This window comes from bacterium (assembly GCA_022763185.1).
Classification (GTDB): domain Bacteria; phylum Bdellovibrionota_G; class JALEGL01; order JALEGL01; family JALEGL01; genus JALEGL01.
In genome coordinates this window covers 1-14,699 of the sequence record JALEGL010000006.1, presented here as the reverse complement: position 1 = coordinate 14,699, position 14,699 = coordinate 1, and the positions used below count along the sequence as shown (strand labels likewise).

At 38.7% G+C, this 14,699-nt stretch carries 13 protein-coding genes; 3 read left to right on the top strand and 10 right to left on the bottom strand.

Features of this window, described 5'->3' with window-relative positions:
• Nucleotides 1–44: 44 nt before the first annotated feature.
• From gspD to MRY82_02685, 4 genes are all read right to left on the bottom strand, one after another.
• A complete protein-coding gene (gspD, locus tag MRY82_02700) occupies nt 45–2,432 on the bottom strand; it encodes a type II secretion system secretin GspD (protein MCI5071839.1) in 2,388 nt (795 codons plus the stop codon).
• Nucleotides 2,433–2,543: 111 nt separating this feature from the next.
• On the bottom strand, nt 2,544–4,490 hold the full coding sequence (locus MRY82_02695) for an ATP-binding cassette domain-containing protein (protein MCI5071838.1): 1,947 nt from the start codon (nt 4,488–4,490) through the stop codon (nt 2,544–2,546).
• A complete protein-coding gene (locus MRY82_02690; GenBank protein ID MCI5071837.1) occupies nt 4,487–5,857 on the bottom strand; it encodes an aldo/keto reductase in 1,371 nt (456 codons plus the stop codon). Before MRY82_02690 ends, MRY82_02695 begins: the two co-directional genes overlap by 4 nt.
• 54 nt (nt 5,858–5,911) lie before the next feature.
• Nucleotides 5,912–7,189: a hypothetical protein gene (locus MRY82_02685; GenBank protein ID MCI5071836.1), complete on the bottom strand. Its 1,278-nt coding sequence runs from the start codon at nt 7,187–7,189 to the stop codon at nt 5,912–5,914.
• A gap of 105 nt (nt 7,190–7,294) precedes the next feature.
• On the opposite strand from MRY82_02685, the gene MRY82_02680 reads away from it, so the two are divergent.
• Entirely contained in the window at nt 7,295–8,059 is a 765-nt protein-coding gene (locus MRY82_02680) for an exodeoxyribonuclease III (protein ID MCI5071835.1), read from the top strand.
• A 20-nt stretch (nt 8,060–8,079) separates the two neighbouring features.
• Here the strand turns inward: MRY82_02680 and MRY82_02675 are convergent, their stop codons facing one another.
• The 5 genes from MRY82_02675 to MRY82_02655 form a co-directional block, all read right to left on the bottom strand.
• Nucleotides 8,080–9,126, bottom strand: coding sequence for a bifunctional methionine sulfoxide reductase B/A protein (locus tag MRY82_02675; GenBank protein ID MCI5071834.1), 1,047 nt, complete (start codon nt 9,124–9,126; stop codon nt 8,080–8,082).
• A 341-nt stretch (nt 9,127–9,467) separates the two neighbouring features.
• Complete coding sequence (gene rlmN, locus MRY82_02670; protein MCI5071833.1) at nt 9,468–10,502, bottom strand: 23S rRNA (adenine(2503)-C(2))-methyltransferase RlmN; 1,035 nt, start codon at nt 10,500–10,502, stop codon at nt 9,468–9,470.
• Between the two features lie 14 nt (nt 10,503–10,516).
• The gene (locus tag MRY82_02665; GenBank protein ID MCI5071832.1) at nt 10,517–10,846 is read right to left on the bottom strand and encodes a DUF1820 family protein; all 330 of its coding nucleotides are present in this window, start codon (nt 10,844–10,846) and stop codon (nt 10,517–10,519) included.
• Nucleotides 10,847–10,890: 44 nt separating this feature from the next.
• A complete protein-coding gene (locus tag MRY82_02660; protein ID MCI5071831.1) occupies nt 10,891–11,250 on the bottom strand; it encodes a DUF1499 domain-containing protein in 360 nt (119 codons plus the stop codon).
• Between the two features lie 81 nt (nt 11,251–11,331).
• Complete coding sequence (locus MRY82_02655) at nt 11,332–11,784, bottom strand: tRNA (cytidine(34)-2'-O)-methyltransferase (protein ID MCI5071830.1); 453 nt, start codon at nt 11,782–11,784, stop codon at nt 11,332–11,334.
• Nucleotides 11,785–11,936: 152 nt separating this feature from the next.
• Between MRY82_02655 and orn the strand changes: the two genes are divergently transcribed.
• Entirely contained in the window at nt 11,937–12,482 is a 546-nt protein-coding gene (gene orn / locus MRY82_02650; protein ID MCI5071829.1) for an oligoribonuclease, read from the top strand.
• Nucleotides 12,483–12,484: 2 nt separating this feature from the next.
• A complete protein-coding gene (locus MRY82_02645) occupies nt 12,485–13,306 on the top strand; it encodes an undecaprenyl-diphosphate phosphatase (GenBank protein MCI5071828.1) in 822 nt (273 codons plus the stop codon).
• Here MRY82_02645 and MRY82_02640 read toward each other — a convergent pair.
• Complete coding sequence (locus MRY82_02640) at nt 13,217–14,050, bottom strand: hypothetical protein (protein MCI5071827.1); 834 nt, start codon at nt 14,048–14,050, stop codon at nt 13,217–13,219. The genes MRY82_02645 and MRY82_02640 overlap by 90 nt on opposite strands.
• Between the last annotated feature and the right edge of the window lie 649 nt (nt 14,051–14,699).

Sequence of the window (14,699 nt, the reverse complement as noted above, 5' to 3'; positions counted from 1 at the left end):
CTTTGGGGAACAAACTGCAAATCATTTTAGAGCATCATTGCTTTCTAATTTGTAGAACTGCTTGGTGGCTGGACATCTGCAAATGGGTTGTCTTCAACACTATACCCAGGGTTAACAATTTTTGGCCTAGGTGCTGCTGATACCTCGGTATCATTTAGCGGTTGATAATTCTGCGGACGGTAGCTTTCTCTACGTCGACTCACATCACCATTGTTGCTGCTTTCTGTGCTGGCATTATCTATAGTGCTGTTGCCTTGCTGACTATTTTGATCCAGATTAAAGTTTTCATAGTCAAATCTTCTTGTTGGTTTTGCCGAAGACTCATCTCTATCTGGCTGCGGGGCCATGTTTAAACCTTTGTCTAAATCATAATCATACAACGCTTGGTTCTCACCAATTTTATTTTTCTTGTTAAAGCGTCTACGTTCATTGTTTTTCTTCACAGAAATCCGTGTTAAGTCCATAGGGTCACGAATAATGTGTGGGGTTAAAAACAGAATAAGATTAACCTTCTCAGAACTTTTTACTTTTTGTTTAAATAAAGCACCAACCAATGGAATATCTCCCAGTAAAGGAACTTTACCTGTTGAGTTTTTTTCTCTATCTTTGATCAAACCACCCAAAGCAATGGTTTGTTGATTTTGTGCAACAACAGTCGTTGTTAATGTTCTTGTATCTCTAGGATATGATTGGGTTTCAGCATTATATTCTCCAACATCTTCAATCACTTGCTCTAAATCTAATGTAACTGAATTCATATCATTGATTTGTGGTGTTACAGCTAATTTCAAACCTACATTTTCACTTTCAAAGCTTTGTTGTGGCAATGCCCCAGCAGTTGCAATTGTGATGGATTTTGGAATTTGTAATGTCTTGCCAACCTCTATACTGGCTTTTTTATTATCGGTGGTTAAAATATTGGGAGAAGAAATCACATTAACATACCCATTACTTTGCATAGCTCTAAACGTTGCTGCGCTAATAGGTAAATTTAGGTTTGTTCCAGGCAACTTCATGCTACCTCCTACAATACTTCCTGCTAAACCTGGTAAACCCGCCAATGCACCAAACATTTTTGCTGGCTCAACGCCTACCAATAAAGGAGAACCTACAGCTCCCGGGTCATTAGAACTTATGGCTCCACCTAACCCATTGGCGCCGCCACTGCCACCAAGACCAACTCCTACATTAAAACCATTGGTCATGGTCACTTCCATAATCAATGCTTCAACAAAAACCTGTGAACGGCGTTGATCCAATTGATCAATGACCGGTTCAATGGATAAATAGTCATTGGGAGATGCAGTAATAATCAATGAATTTGTTGATGGATCTGCACCGACTTTAACTTCACCCTCAAAAATACCACCACTGGTAGAGCTTATAACAGGAGCTTTTGATGCAGAAGATTGTGATGATCCACTGCTTGAACTGCTGCTTGTTTTTCTAACGCTTGCGCCACCACTGCCATTGAATAAACCAGACAATAGTGAAGCCAACTCTTCAGCGTCAGCGTGTTTCAATTTTTTAATTTTTACTCGGCTGGCTAAGTTTCCATCACTGGCTTTTCTATCCAAATCCACCAATAAATCCAAAATATCTTCTAAACCTTTACGTGTGGATGTCACCAATAAAGAATTGGTTCTGTTATCTGGCAAAATACTAACAATATCACCTTGACCGGCAATGTTATTGAGTTTTGACTTTGAACGTCTACCACCAGCTTGACTGTCAATGATGACTTTTAATTTTTCTGCAATATCATCTGCTTGTGCATGTTTCAAAGGCACCACTTCTGTAGACATCTTAAAATTTTCTTTATCCATCAGTTGAATCATTTTTTCAATGCTGCGCACACTGGCCGCTGAATCGGTAATGAACAAACTGTTGGTGGGTCCATAGGCAATCATCTTCCCTTTTAAGGATACTTTAGAACGCAAAGCCTCCCTTAACATTGTAGCATCCACATATTTCAGTTTAACCACACGCGTAATCAACTTTCCTCCAGCCGAATAATCATCTTCAGTGATAATCTCTCCACTTTGAGTATTGCTGCGTTTTTCAATGACCGTAAATTGACCTTGATCAGTCGCTGTTAAATTGTTTTGATCCAATACCGTTAAAAATGCGTCATAAGCTTCTTCAATGGAAACAGCATTGGGAGAGATAATGGTTATTTTTGCACTGGCTTTGGGATCAAGAATAATATTTTTACCAGTAATTTCAGAAATAGCGGTAACCACATCTTTAAGGGCTACATCATGAAAATCGAGCGTCACTTTTCCACCTTTTTTAGGTAAGTTGGTTCTGGCAAAACCCGCAGGTGGCAAAACCAAAGATAAAACCAATGTCCACGCTAAAGCGATATTTTTTCCTTTTTTAATCTCTCTTTTCACAACACTGTATAGTAAAGCAATATCAGTGCCAAACAAAAAAACCGTAACTTATTAATTTTATTGTTTTTATTATCTTTTTTTGTGAGCAATAAATCAGCATCCTTGGCCCATTTCAGCTTAATTATAAGCTTTTCATAAGATTTAGTCTTATTCTAACTGATCTTGAATCAAAAGCCATTGTTCTTCTAATTTTGCTTGGCTTTGCTCTAACTCTTTTCTGCGCTTCATCATGTTGGCAAATTCTGGTGATTGCATGGTTTCTGGATTCATGAGATCTTGGTCGATGCTTGCAAGTTCTTGTTTGTTTTGTTCTAGCTGGGTTTCAATCTCTTTGTTTTTTTTGACTAAGTTTTTTTTCTCTTGCGATTTTTTTTGCCGCTCCAAGGCTTCTTGACGTTTTTGTTCTTTGCTTTTTTTACCCGATGACTTGGCTTTATGACCAGCATTGTTTTTTGAGCTCTCATCTTGATTGGCTTGAGATTTTCCCAACTCTATTTGTTTATTGTGCCAGTAACTGTAATTTCCTAGATATCGATGCACCTCTGGACTATCAATTTCCATGATTTCATCCACCAGGCCATCTAGAAACTCTCTATTGTGAGAGACCACAATCACTGTTCCTTGGTAGTCTGCCAAGCCTTTAAGCATGGCATCACAGGCTTCCATATCTAAATGGTTAGTGGGCTCATCCAGTAGCAATAAACCTGGCTTCATCAACAATATCTTGGCCAAACTCAATCGCGCTTTTTCTCCACCGGATAAAACCTCAATGCTTTTGTCCAAATCATTTTGACCTAAGCCTAATGTTCCACACACACCTCTAATTTGAGTGATGGTGTTTCCTTGAGTACTCTCTAGCAAATAATTAATTCCTGTGTACTGCAAGGGCAGTTCTTCCATTCTATGTTGCGTAAATAGAGCCACATCAACACTGTCTGGTTTTTTCCACTCACCTTTTAAAAGCTTCAACTCACCAGCACAAGTTTTTAAAAAGGTACTTTTACCCACACCGTTTTGACCTATGACGCCTATTTTTTTTCCAGACTCAATGAGCACTTCATCAATAGTATACAAGGGCTTATCTTGACTGTAACCAAAGCAAGCGTTTTCAAAAGAAAGAACCACCTTGGGTAGGCGAGAGGTGATTTGTAAAGAAAACTTAGACGGCCTTTTGGAAAAGACGGGCATCTCGGCTTTAATTTTTTCCATGTCTTCTCGGTATTTTTCAGCCGATTTCATTCTGCTCTGCGCTTGTCTGGCTTTACTGGCCTTGGCTTTAAACCTGGAAATAAATTGCTCTAGGTGTTCAAGCTCTTTCATTTTGTTTTCATATTCTGCTTGAATCACTTTCATGCGTTCCACTTTTTCTTTTTCAAAACGCTCTACACGATACGGCCACTTGTTGAGTTTTGGCGGAGCAAATTCCAAGACTTGTTTGCATATTTTTTGCGCCAACATCCTATCGTGCGTAATCATTAACACCGTATAGGGGTAGTTTTTTAAAAAGCGCTCTAACCATTCCACCGACTGAATATCCAAATGGTTGGTGGGTTCATCTAAGAGTAGGGCCTCTGGCTTTTGCAATAAAAGTCCTGCCAAATGCACGCGCATTTTCCAGCCTCCACTTAAGGTCTGGCAAGGCTTATCAAACTGCTCTTCTTTAAATCCTAAACCGCTGAGTAGCTCCTTGGCTTCTTGTTCAACCGCAAAGCCACCCAAAGATAAAAATGCTTCTTCTTGTTGGGCATAGTTTTTTTGTGCTGTTTCACTGCTTTTAATGTTTTTTTGAAGCTGCTCTAAATCCTGTTTGCATTGATACCAAGCTTTAAACTCCATCAAGGTTGCTTGTAAGATACTTTTATCTTTGGGAGGCTCCCATTCCTGGCGTAACATCCCCATGCTGTAATTTTTAGGCGTTCTGATTTCTCCAGTATCCGCCACTTCTTCACCCATCAGGATTTTAAAAAACGTAGACTTACCAGCACCGTTGGGTCCTAAGAGGGCTATTTTTTGTCCGGTTTCTATAGAAAACGATGCATCTTGATACAAGGTTTGTGGACCAAACATTTTACTTACATTTTCAACACTAATCATGAAGCGATATCCTTAAAACCTTGTAAAATTGCTTTTGCTTGCTCTTCATCTAAATCTGCTTGACTGTTTAAAACATCCTCAACATATTTTTCTTCACGCATCCCTACCAAGACTGAACTCAACTCCGGCAAAGATTGATACACGGACAAAACTTTTTGTGAAAGGCTTTTAAACTGTTTTAAACCTTGGTTTTGTTCATCTAGCCAATGCATTAAAGCTTCTGATTTTTTTTGCGCTTTTAAGCTTAAAGACTCTGTATATATTTTAATCAACTGCATGGATTGGGTCATGTATTCATCCAACCAGGTTCTGATTTCATCAATTTGACTGAGCTGTTTAATGCTGTTTTCTAGCAAAGGATGAATTTGATAGCGGTACAAGTCCTGCCATTGAAACAGATCCGTGATGTTTTCTTTTTGCGCATACAAAACATGGCCAAGAAAAAACGGTTGGACTTTTTCATCCATGGGGATTTGATTGAATTCTTTTTCCCACTGAACCAAGGCCTGTAAATGCTTGGCCAATTCTTTATCTAAAAGAACCTCATCTTTTTTATCAATTTTAAAGCTCACCAAACGAAACAGCTCTTTTGCTGGGGTAAACGCATTAAGCGGTCTGTTGGCCAAGGTCCCTAAACCATACATCTGCGCTTTTTCTAATAGATTGATATCTTTATCCACAGCTGCTGATGACTCAAACAAGTTTAAAGGAAACTCAATCACTCTAAAATGATGTTTGGGATTCACCGCATTGGCACAGGTCCATACTTGATCTAAATTGACCTGATTGTCTTTGCTTGCAAAGGTATTGGATGAAACACCATAATATTTGATCTTGCCTTCTGTTACTGCCTTTTCCAAAGCTGCAAATGCCAACTCAATAACGCTATAAAATTTTTCCTCCCCCAAGCTTGGCAAAAGATATTCAGGGTTGTGCAGCAAATAAACGTCAATCTGATCGAGCTGCATGCGCTGTAAAGACTGATCAATTTGCTGTTGAATAAAATGTGGTGCCAGGCAATGCCAATGTTGATCGTTGATTTTAACCAAGGCTTGGCCATAGGTTTCTGCATGCTGTTTGGTTTTTTCTAAGGTTTCACCTTGAACATAACCGGCTTTGCTGACAATGACGCAGTCTTGCCTCTTTAATTGACCTTTTTTGATCTTGCCATGGATGACTTGCCCAATCAACTGCTCTGAATAACCATGCATGTAATTGCTGCTGGTATCAATTAAGTTAACACCTTGGTCCAAAGCATAAGATAAGGCTTGCTCATGGGTTTTGACTCTAGCATCAACCCTATAGGTTCCAAAGCCTAGCTTGGATACTTCTAACTCTGTACTGCCTAAAAAATTCTTTGTTAACATCACGGATCTTCTAACATAAATTAAACTTTATGCGTAGTATCCAAACTTTATCCATTAATATGCGCTGATCGATGACATCATGGGGATATTGTAATGTTCAAAGTTTTCTTCATTTTCAATGATGTTAAGTCTGCGAGCGTTTACAATAACCTCTTCTAACTGTTCATGCATGAAAAGCTGTGCAATATCCCTTAATCGTTCTGCGTATTCATCCAAGTAACCTATACTTTTATCGAGTTCATCTAGCAATATGGGTTTAAGATCTTTAGGGGCTATGTGATTCCATTGATGCTGGGTTAAGAGCGGAAAATCGACGGTGTTTATTTTAGTGGTGCCCAAGTTATTGCGTGAATAATATTCTATAAGACCCTTTTTTATATCCTGAGCTGCTTGGTGAGGATTATCGGCTACCCTTAGTTTTGCTCTTTGTAAAAAGTCTTTTAAATCATGAATGATTTTTTGATACTCAACTTGATACCAAGCCCCCACCGTTTCAGGATAAACATTCATTTTACCTATGTATGGAGATAAAAGCTCGGTGAAGAAAGTCCTAATGTCTAAATTGATTTTATCTAAAGATTTTTTAGGCTTAGATACTTCCATAATCCATGCATTAAAATCCATCGTCGATAAGACGCTAGGCAAACGTTTATCTATAACATTATAGGACACCACCATAAATGGCTCAATATTATGGGCAATCACCACGGTACCCAGCAGTTTCAACTCACCTTCCTCCCCTAAAGCCATTACTGGAGAACCACTGGAACCGGTTTGCGTTGTTGCTGTTGACAGCCAAAAACCACGATCACTTGTCATCAACGCATGACCAAAGCTTGTTTTTATCTTGGTTGTGACGTGGGGGTAGCCCATTACAACAATACTTGTCCCTGACTCTATAGAGCTTGAATGTTGATAAACAACTTTATTGGGTTTTTCTCCACTGTATTCAACCTCATAACGAACCCTATCTTGATCATGCTCATCTTGTGTTGAAACAATCTTATTGGGATCTAAAGTGATCCAGGTTTTATCCATGAGCTCCATCACTAAAGGTAAAGAAGCTGCCACCTCATCTTCAACTACATGATAGGCTGAATGTGCTTCCCACCTTGATTCTTTATCATTGTAAAATAGATAAGCGGTTCCATTTTCTTTTTCACTGAGTACTCTTCCAATCAACTGACTGGCTTGAGCAATAGCTTGGGTATATTCTGGAACAATTTTTTGCGCTTGATCCAAAGCATGAAATCCCAACGGAAAAGTTTTAATGTTTTGTGAAAATGCCTCAAACGACAGTAAAGCAAAGACGATGATAATTTTAAAATGCATTTTTACCTCTTATTTTGACATGAGACATCATGTTTATGGCGATTGCAAAAAAATGTCAAATACAGTTTTGTTGACAAAATAAACTTCATACCGCATGTATAGACCATGAAACTCATATCTTGGAATGTGAATGGTATTCGCGCCGTATGGAAAAAAGGATTTTTGGACTGGTTTGAGCAACAAGATGCCGATATTGTGGCCATTCAGGAAACCAAAGCTTGGCAAGACCAACTCACAGAAGAACAACTCCACCCTAAAAAGTATCATTCACATTGGTTCAGTGCCCAAAAAAAAGGCTACAGCAGTGTTGCCTTGTACTTTAAAAAAGATCCATTGAATATTACCAATGGTCTGAGCATTGATGAATTTGATGCTGAGGGCCGGGTGGTGAATATTGAATACCCAGAGTTTACCTTGGTTAATGCCTATTTCCCCAATAGCCAAGACAAAGGCAAGCGTATTGATTATAAAGTGCGTTTTTGCCAAGCCATGCACAAGCATTTGGATCAACTCAAAGCTCAAGGCAAACATGTGATTTTGTGTGGGGACTACAACATTGCCCATAAACCCATTGATTTGGCCAGGCCAAAAGCCAATGAAGGCAATGCTGGTTACCTGCCAGAAGAGCGAGCCTGGATGGACACTTACACGGATGCCGGCTATCTTGATATTTTTAGAGAGTTCAATCAAAATCCAGATCAATACACATGGTGGAGTTACCGCGCTCAAGCCAGAGTCAGAAACGTGGGTTGGAGAATTGATTACTTCAGCTGTAACCCAGAACTCAAAGACCGCTTAAAAGGCATGCAGCATCAAGATCAAGTCATGGGTTCCGATCACTGCCCCATTGAACTGAACCTAAAAAAATAAGTTTTAGCAAAAAGTAACGGCTATCTTTCGCCCCAAATGTCTTGCAGGCGCTGATCTCTACCGCAGCGGTAGCGGTAATATTTATAACGAATTGGATTTTTCTGATAATAATCCTGGTGGTACTCTTCTGCTGGAAAAAAACTCTTCAATGGAACAATTCTCACCGCAATACTTTCATTCTTTTTTTTTACTCTTTGGGCTAAACTCAAAGAGGCTTTGGCTTGCTGCTGCTCTTGACTACCCTGGTAAAAAATAGCCGGCGTGTATTGATAGCCTTTGTCACAAAACTGTCCTTGTGAATCAAAGGGGTCTATGTTTTTCCAATACACTTGCAACAAATCTTCATAGCTGATTTGTTTTGGATCATAGGTAACTTCTAAAGCCTCAATATGTTGCGTTCCACCGGCTGCTACAGTTTTGTACTTGGCATTTTTGGCTTTCCCTCCACTGTAACCTGAGATGGTTTTTTTAACGCCTTTAAGTTCATCAAAAGGTTTTTCCAGACACCAAAAACATCCGCCTGCAAACACGGCTGTTTTTAGTTGTTGCTTTGTCTCTTGTGTGGCGCTTTTATCAAACATATTGACATACTCGGCATAGCCTTTTGCTTTTAACTCTTGTTTAGGAATAAATGTTAAAGCGGCAGAATTAATACAGTAGCGTAGACCTGTAGGTTTTGGACCATCGGCAAACACATGTCCCAGGTGACTGTCCGCATAACGACTGCGCACTTCTATGCGCTTGCCCAAAAAACTCCAATCATCTTTTTCAATAATATAATGGCCATCAATAGGTTGATAAAAGCTGGGCCAGCCGGTTCCTGATTTAAATTTATGGACAGAACTGAACAATGGTTCACCAGACACCACATCAACATAAATTCCGTCTTTTTTATTATCCCAATAAGTATTTTTAAACGGACGTTCTGTGCCATTCTTTTGGGTTACTTCATACTCAATGGGACTGAGTTGTTTCTTTAAAATTTTATCCTGTGGTTTTTTAAAGCTGTTAACATCCCAAGCAAAAGTTTTACTCAAACCTAAACCTATGGAAACAAAAAAAATCATTACGCTGTATCGAAAGTGCATAGAACAATTATAGTTTCAATCTAAGATAAAGCAACCATGAAAAATCAATTTAATAGCTTATACTTATTAATTTAGAAACTGTTTTTTATATTTGTCTGAGACTGTGATGTAGCTTGTTGATTCATGCCAAAGTCTTATAAGTCTTAACTCGCTTCAAGCCAAGAAGAACGCTATACACACTGCCCGCGGTTTGTTGCAATTCTGCCCATTCATACCAGCAGGTTAAAATATCCTCTTCATCAATTTCAACACAACATTACATCTTATTCAGCTCACACTTCTTCAGCAATAAAACTAAATTAGGCTTTTAGTAACTCTAATTAAATATTTTTTTTTAACTGACCACAGGCTGCGCCAATATCATGGCCATAACTCCAGCGAATGGTGGCAAAAATACCTTTTTGGCGTAAGTCATCTCTAAACTTTAGAATACGTTGCTTGCTGGGTCGTTGATAAGCAAAACTTTTATTTTCGTTGTAGGGAATTAAGTTCACCGTAACATTAAGACTTTTTAGACGGTGTGCCAATGCCTCTATATCTTCTTGCCCATCAGTTAAATCTTTAATAAGAATATATTCGCACAAAACCTTTTTACCGGTGCTTTGCGTATAGCTTTCAATACTTTGCAACAGTTCAGATAAAGGGTATCTGTCATTGATAGACATAAGCTGACTGCGCTTTTCTTGTATTGCCGATATCAAAGATACCGCTAAATTGGTTTGGCCTTCTTTGGCCCAAGATAAAATTTTAGGCACAACCCCAGCGGTTGATACAGTAATACGTTTCCGCGCAATATTGAGCCCCATATGATCACTTAAAATTTCTGCGGCACGCTTTATGGCATTGTAATTATAAAAAGGCTCGCCCATGCCCATAAACACCACATTGCTTACTGGCTGTTGAGGATAACGTTGATTCATCAACAAGACTTGCTCTATCACTTCCCAAGTCTTTAAATTACGCTTTAAACCTAAGGTACCGGTTATACAAAATGAACAATCCAGTGCACAGCCCACTTGGCTGGAAACACAGGCCGTTGTTCTTTGTGAACTTTGATTGATAATGGGCATACGAACCGCTTCAACAGCTTCTTTATGTGACATATTGATAAGAAACTTTGTACTTTGATCTTGAGCAACTGTAGTTTTATGTTCTGGTAAATCAATTTTCAATTGCTTTTCGTCAAGATGTTTATTTTTAGTAAACAAAATTTTTAAATCATTCAAAGGCTGTTGATAGAGAGCCTTAAACATATCTTTTGCTGCACCTGACCCCAGACCTTGTTGAGCAAAAAAAGCCATAAACTCATCTTTAGATAAATCACAAAGATATGTATTTTTATAGTGTATGGGCACGATTTACGGCCAAGCTAAGACGATTTGTTATTGTTTGGCATAAGCAAAACATTGGCCTTATCATGCTTAAACTTTAAACCTTTGTTTTCTTCACCCATTTCACTCACCGATAAAATAGAATAGATTGATAAATGCAGAGTTTTGACATTTTCCAAGCGCTTCATCAAGGCTTCTTCATCTGGAGTCACCACCAGCTTATTATTTTCAAACACAAAGTCAGAGATGGCTACAAAACCCAGGCCCAAACTGGAGTCAACCATTTTCCGAGCTTTAAGGGTTAAAATCGTCCCTTCTTTAGGATCTTTGTAGCTGATTGCATAATACGTTTTATTGTTTTGCATCATAAAGTTCAGTGTTCCATTCTTAAGCTTTTTAACTGCAAACTCTTTTAAAGTTTTTCAATGGCGCTACGCATGCTTTCTATCCGACGTCGGTTTGTTCCTAAATCAGAATGACCAACTCTTGATGCTGAACGCACATGCAATGTTCGGCCATTTTCTGCGAGTAAAAACTCAACATCATCTTTAAACCTTAAAAGGGGGGTTACAAAGACTGCTTTGATGTAATTGGATTTTTTAGCCAACACTGTACAGTCTTTTCTAGCTTCCAAAAACTCATACAAATGCGCCAAGCCTTGAGTTTTTCTGCGTAATCGAATGGGTTTAATGTAATGCGAATCTGACTTAGGAGTATCAAAACTACACACACAGTTTGGAGATTTAGGACAGGGATCGAGCTTTGTTTTCATAATTTTTTTTCTTATCCCACTTAGAAAAAAAACTCAAGCACGGCGCAAAAGCAAAAAACAAAGCTTAACTGATTAATTTTATTAAGTAATCTGGCGTCTTGCTTCAAACAAAGCTATGGCCATAGATGTAGACAAATTCAAGCTTCTTACTTGTCCTGGTGTTGGAATATTGGCCAAGAGTGTTGGATGTTGTTGCTTAAACTCATCCGGTAAACCTTTTGTTTCAGAACCAAAAATTAAAACATCTTTATTGGTGTAGTCAAAGTCGAGATAAGATTGCGTGGCAAAACGAGAAAATAAGATAGGACGCCTGTTGTTTTGCTCCAGATAATTTTGAAAATCTTCTAGGTTAGCGTGCACCTGTAGATCTAAATTGGGCCAGTAATCCAAGCCCGCTCGCTTCATTTTTTTATCATCCAAATCAAAACCCAGGGGCTTAACCAAATGCAGTTTGGTTTGAGTGGCCACGCAGGTTCGGCCAACGTTACCGGTATTCCATGGAATCTGTGGATGCACCAAAGCTACTTCTAACATGCCCCCTCATTTACAGAAAAATGTCAGGGTATTCAAGCTTAATAGAAGTACCCAAAGGTACCGGCTACCTTTGGGTACCCCTTTGCGTAAAAAGTTCTTAAAGTAAGCCGCTACGTTTTGTGGATCATGATAAGCTATGCTAAAAGCGTCTCATGGCAAATCAAAAAAAGTGTGGTCAATATCTTTGGCTGGATATGGAAATGACAGGTCTTGAGCCACAGATTCATAAAATTATTGAAGTTGCCATTATCATCACCGATGAGCAATTTAATGTTTTGCACAGCTTTGAAACACCCGTGTTTCAACCGCCAGAAGTTTTAGAGCGTATGGATGAATGGTGCGTAAAAACCCACGGCGAAAGTGGCTTAACGGCTAAAATCCCTTCCGCACCCGCCTTAACTAAAATTGAAGTCGATTTGTGTCAGCAGCTCAAACAGCATTTTCATAGCAAAGACAAAATCATTCTGGCCGGCAACTCCATTGGTCAAGACAGAAAGTTTATTGATGCCTACATGCCGCTTTTATCCAACATGCTTCATTACAGAATGGTGGATGTGTCTTCATTTAAAGAAGTTTTCAAACGCCATTACAACTTGCACTTTGAAAAACAAAACAAACACCGGGCTTTAGATGATATTAAGGAGTCCATCGCTGAACTTCAGTATTATCTGAGTTTTGTCAAAAAGGATAAATTTTAAGCATGACTTTACTGGGTGCATTTTTCATGGGCCTTCTGCAAGGCTTAACTGAATTTATCCCCGTATCCAGTTCAGGACACCTGGCCATTTTAGATCTTATGTTTGATCAAGAGGCACCTTTATTTTTAGATGTTTTTGTTCACTTGGCAACACTTCTGGCCACATTGATTGTTTTTCGTGTTCAGTGCCTTAAACTTTTACGGGCTTGCAAACAGCTGCCAGTATATTGTATTCAAAGTCTCAAGCAAAAACAATGGCTGCCAACACATGATACCCATCTGCACTTTTTAGGGTTGGTCACGATCAGCTTTTTTGTGACGGGTTGCCTTGCGCTTCTCATCAAAGACCACATTGAATTTATTGGTCAAAAACCTATTTTGTTGGCCTGTTTGTTTATCCTCAATGGCTTTATTTTATTGAGTAGTCGCTATGCCCCTATAGGTCGTAAGAACATTAAACAGCTCAACCTGCGTGACTCTATTTGGGTGGGTTTGGCACAAGCTTTTGCTGTGCTTCCGGGTATATCTCGTTCTGGTAGTTGTATTGCCACTTTAATGCATCTTAAAGCCGAGCGAAAGTTGGTTGGTGATTATGCGTTTATTCTTTCCATACCCACTATTTTTGCAGCATTTCTTTTAACTTTGCGCGGTGATTTATCCTCTATCCAATGGACAGAGGCAACTGTGGCGTTTATAACCGCTTTTATTTCCGGTTTTTTTGCTTTAAAACTCTTGTTACGCTGGATCCAACAAGGAAAGTTGTGGATCTTCTCTTTTTACAGTTTCTTGCTCGGAATAACTTTGCTGACTCTTAACATCATTTAATAAGGCATAAACCATCTGTGCCTGTGGCTGTAACAACAGACGCATGGCTTTGGGATTGAGTTTTTGTAGACTTTTATACAAGCTGGAATTAAAAATTCGTTTCAAAAAAACTTTTCCTGCACGTAGATGCCCAAACTTGTCCATAGACGCTAAGAAATCTGGAGAGATAATTTCCTGAGCATTATCCGCCACCGTTTTAAAAATTAAGCACGATTTATGCTGTTCCAAGGCCACCTTAACCCAAGCTGCTGAACTGGTATCATAAACGTCACATTGACTGGCAACATGTACAGCCGCTTTTTCTGTGCTTGAACGCAAGTGTTGTGCGCAGGTATACATGGCTTGGAGTACTTTGGTCCCCTTACTTTCACAACTTTCCTGCAATACCTGTAATTTATGATCGCCCAAAACATAAGTTTTATCACTTTCCAGTTGCACGCGTTTTGCCAAGCACATATCTCCTCGAGCTGCGGTTTTAACTAAACCTGAACAAACCCCCAGACCCATCAGTATATTGCTGTGAGGAAATCTTTCCAATGCACTTTCTAAACCTTTGGTCGCTTGTTCAGGCGTAAAACCCGTCACCACACAGGTCAACTTAAATGGCTTATCCATCATGCTGTAACCATAATGGTGGGCAAAACTCCAAACCAACTCTTCTCCTTTAAGAAAATGGCTCATAAACGCATTGGCTTCTAAAACACTGGAAAACAGTAATATGGGTCTAAGATCAGAACGAATCATTAAAAATGAGCCTACCTTGAAAAAAAATGAAAATCAAAGATTCTCATAACTTAATGTTTTTATTGAAACCATTTCCCACTTTTTTATAAAAAATGCCTTAAAAAAAGAAAAAGGCCTTAAAAAATGAGAGCCAAATCCCACTTTAAAAGACCTTTTGCTACCTACACATTATAGAGATTATGTCTGATTGAATACTTTAGCAAAGCATTTAAAAAAACATAAGTTATTGAAATAACTTAAAAAATCTCTTTTTATGTTAAAAGTATGCTCTACTTTTAACGCTTACTTATCTATATAGCCTACATCAAAATGCAAGGCTTTTGCACCCAAAAAATCTAAGTTCTTTAAAATAGAGCCTTTTTTTTTAAGTATTTATAGGCTAAACAGCAAAAAAACGGACTAAAATGCGCAATCTATTGAAATTATTGATGCTAATTTTAAATCACCACCATTAAAAAAAGGTATGTAAATTACACACCTTTTTACTGAGCTCATTGGCCATATTTCATGGCCTCTTCTCTTTATTTCTTCTTATGCTTTGGATAACGAACCGAGTCTCTGATCTCTTCCCGCTTCGCTCTTTTTTGTAGAGGGCCTCACGACCCTCTCAAAAATCAAAACACGGTTTTGATTTTTTCACTCCCGTGCA

Coding starts and splice junctions, on each gene's coding strand:
- MRY82_02695 (MCI5071838.1), bottom strand. CDS start 4,490: ATGATTAGTGTTGAAAATGTAAGTAAAATGTTTGGTCCACAAACCTTG.
- MRY82_02690 (MCI5071837.1), bottom strand. CDS start 5,857: ATGTTAACAAAGAATTTTTTAGGCAGTACAGAGTTAGAAGTATCCAAG.
- MRY82_02685 (MCI5071836.1), bottom strand. CDS start 7,189: ATGCATTTTAAAATTATCATCGTCTTTGCTTTACTGTCGTTTGAGGCA.
- MRY82_02680 (MCI5071835.1), top strand. CDS start 7,295: ATGAAACTCATATCTTGGAATGTGAATGGTATTCGCGCCGTATGGAAA.
- MRY82_02675 (MCI5071834.1), bottom strand. CDS start 9,126: ATGATTTTTTTTGTTTCCATAGGTTTAGGTTTGAGTAAAACTTTTGCT.
- MRY82_02665 (MCI5071832.1), bottom strand. CDS start 10,846: ATGATGCAAAACAATAAAACGTATTATGCAATCAGCTACAAAGATCCT.
- MRY82_02660 (MCI5071831.1), bottom strand. CDS start 11,250: ATGAAAACAAAGCTCGATCCCTGTCCTAAATCTCCAAACTGTGTGTGT.
- MRY82_02655 (MCI5071830.1), bottom strand. CDS start 11,784: ATGTTAGAAGTAGCTTTGGTGCATCCACAGATTCCATGGAATACCGGT.
- orn (MCI5071829.1), top strand. CDS start 11,937: ATGGCAAATCAAAAAAAGTGTGGTCAATATCTTTGGCTGGATATGGAA.
- MRY82_02645 (MCI5071828.1), top strand. CDS start 12,485: ATGACTTTACTGGGTGCATTTTTCATGGGCCTTCTGCAAGGCTTAACT.
- MRY82_02640 (MCI5071827.1), bottom strand. CDS start 14,050: ATGATTCGTTCTGATCTTAGACCCATATTACTGTTTTCCAGTGTTTTA.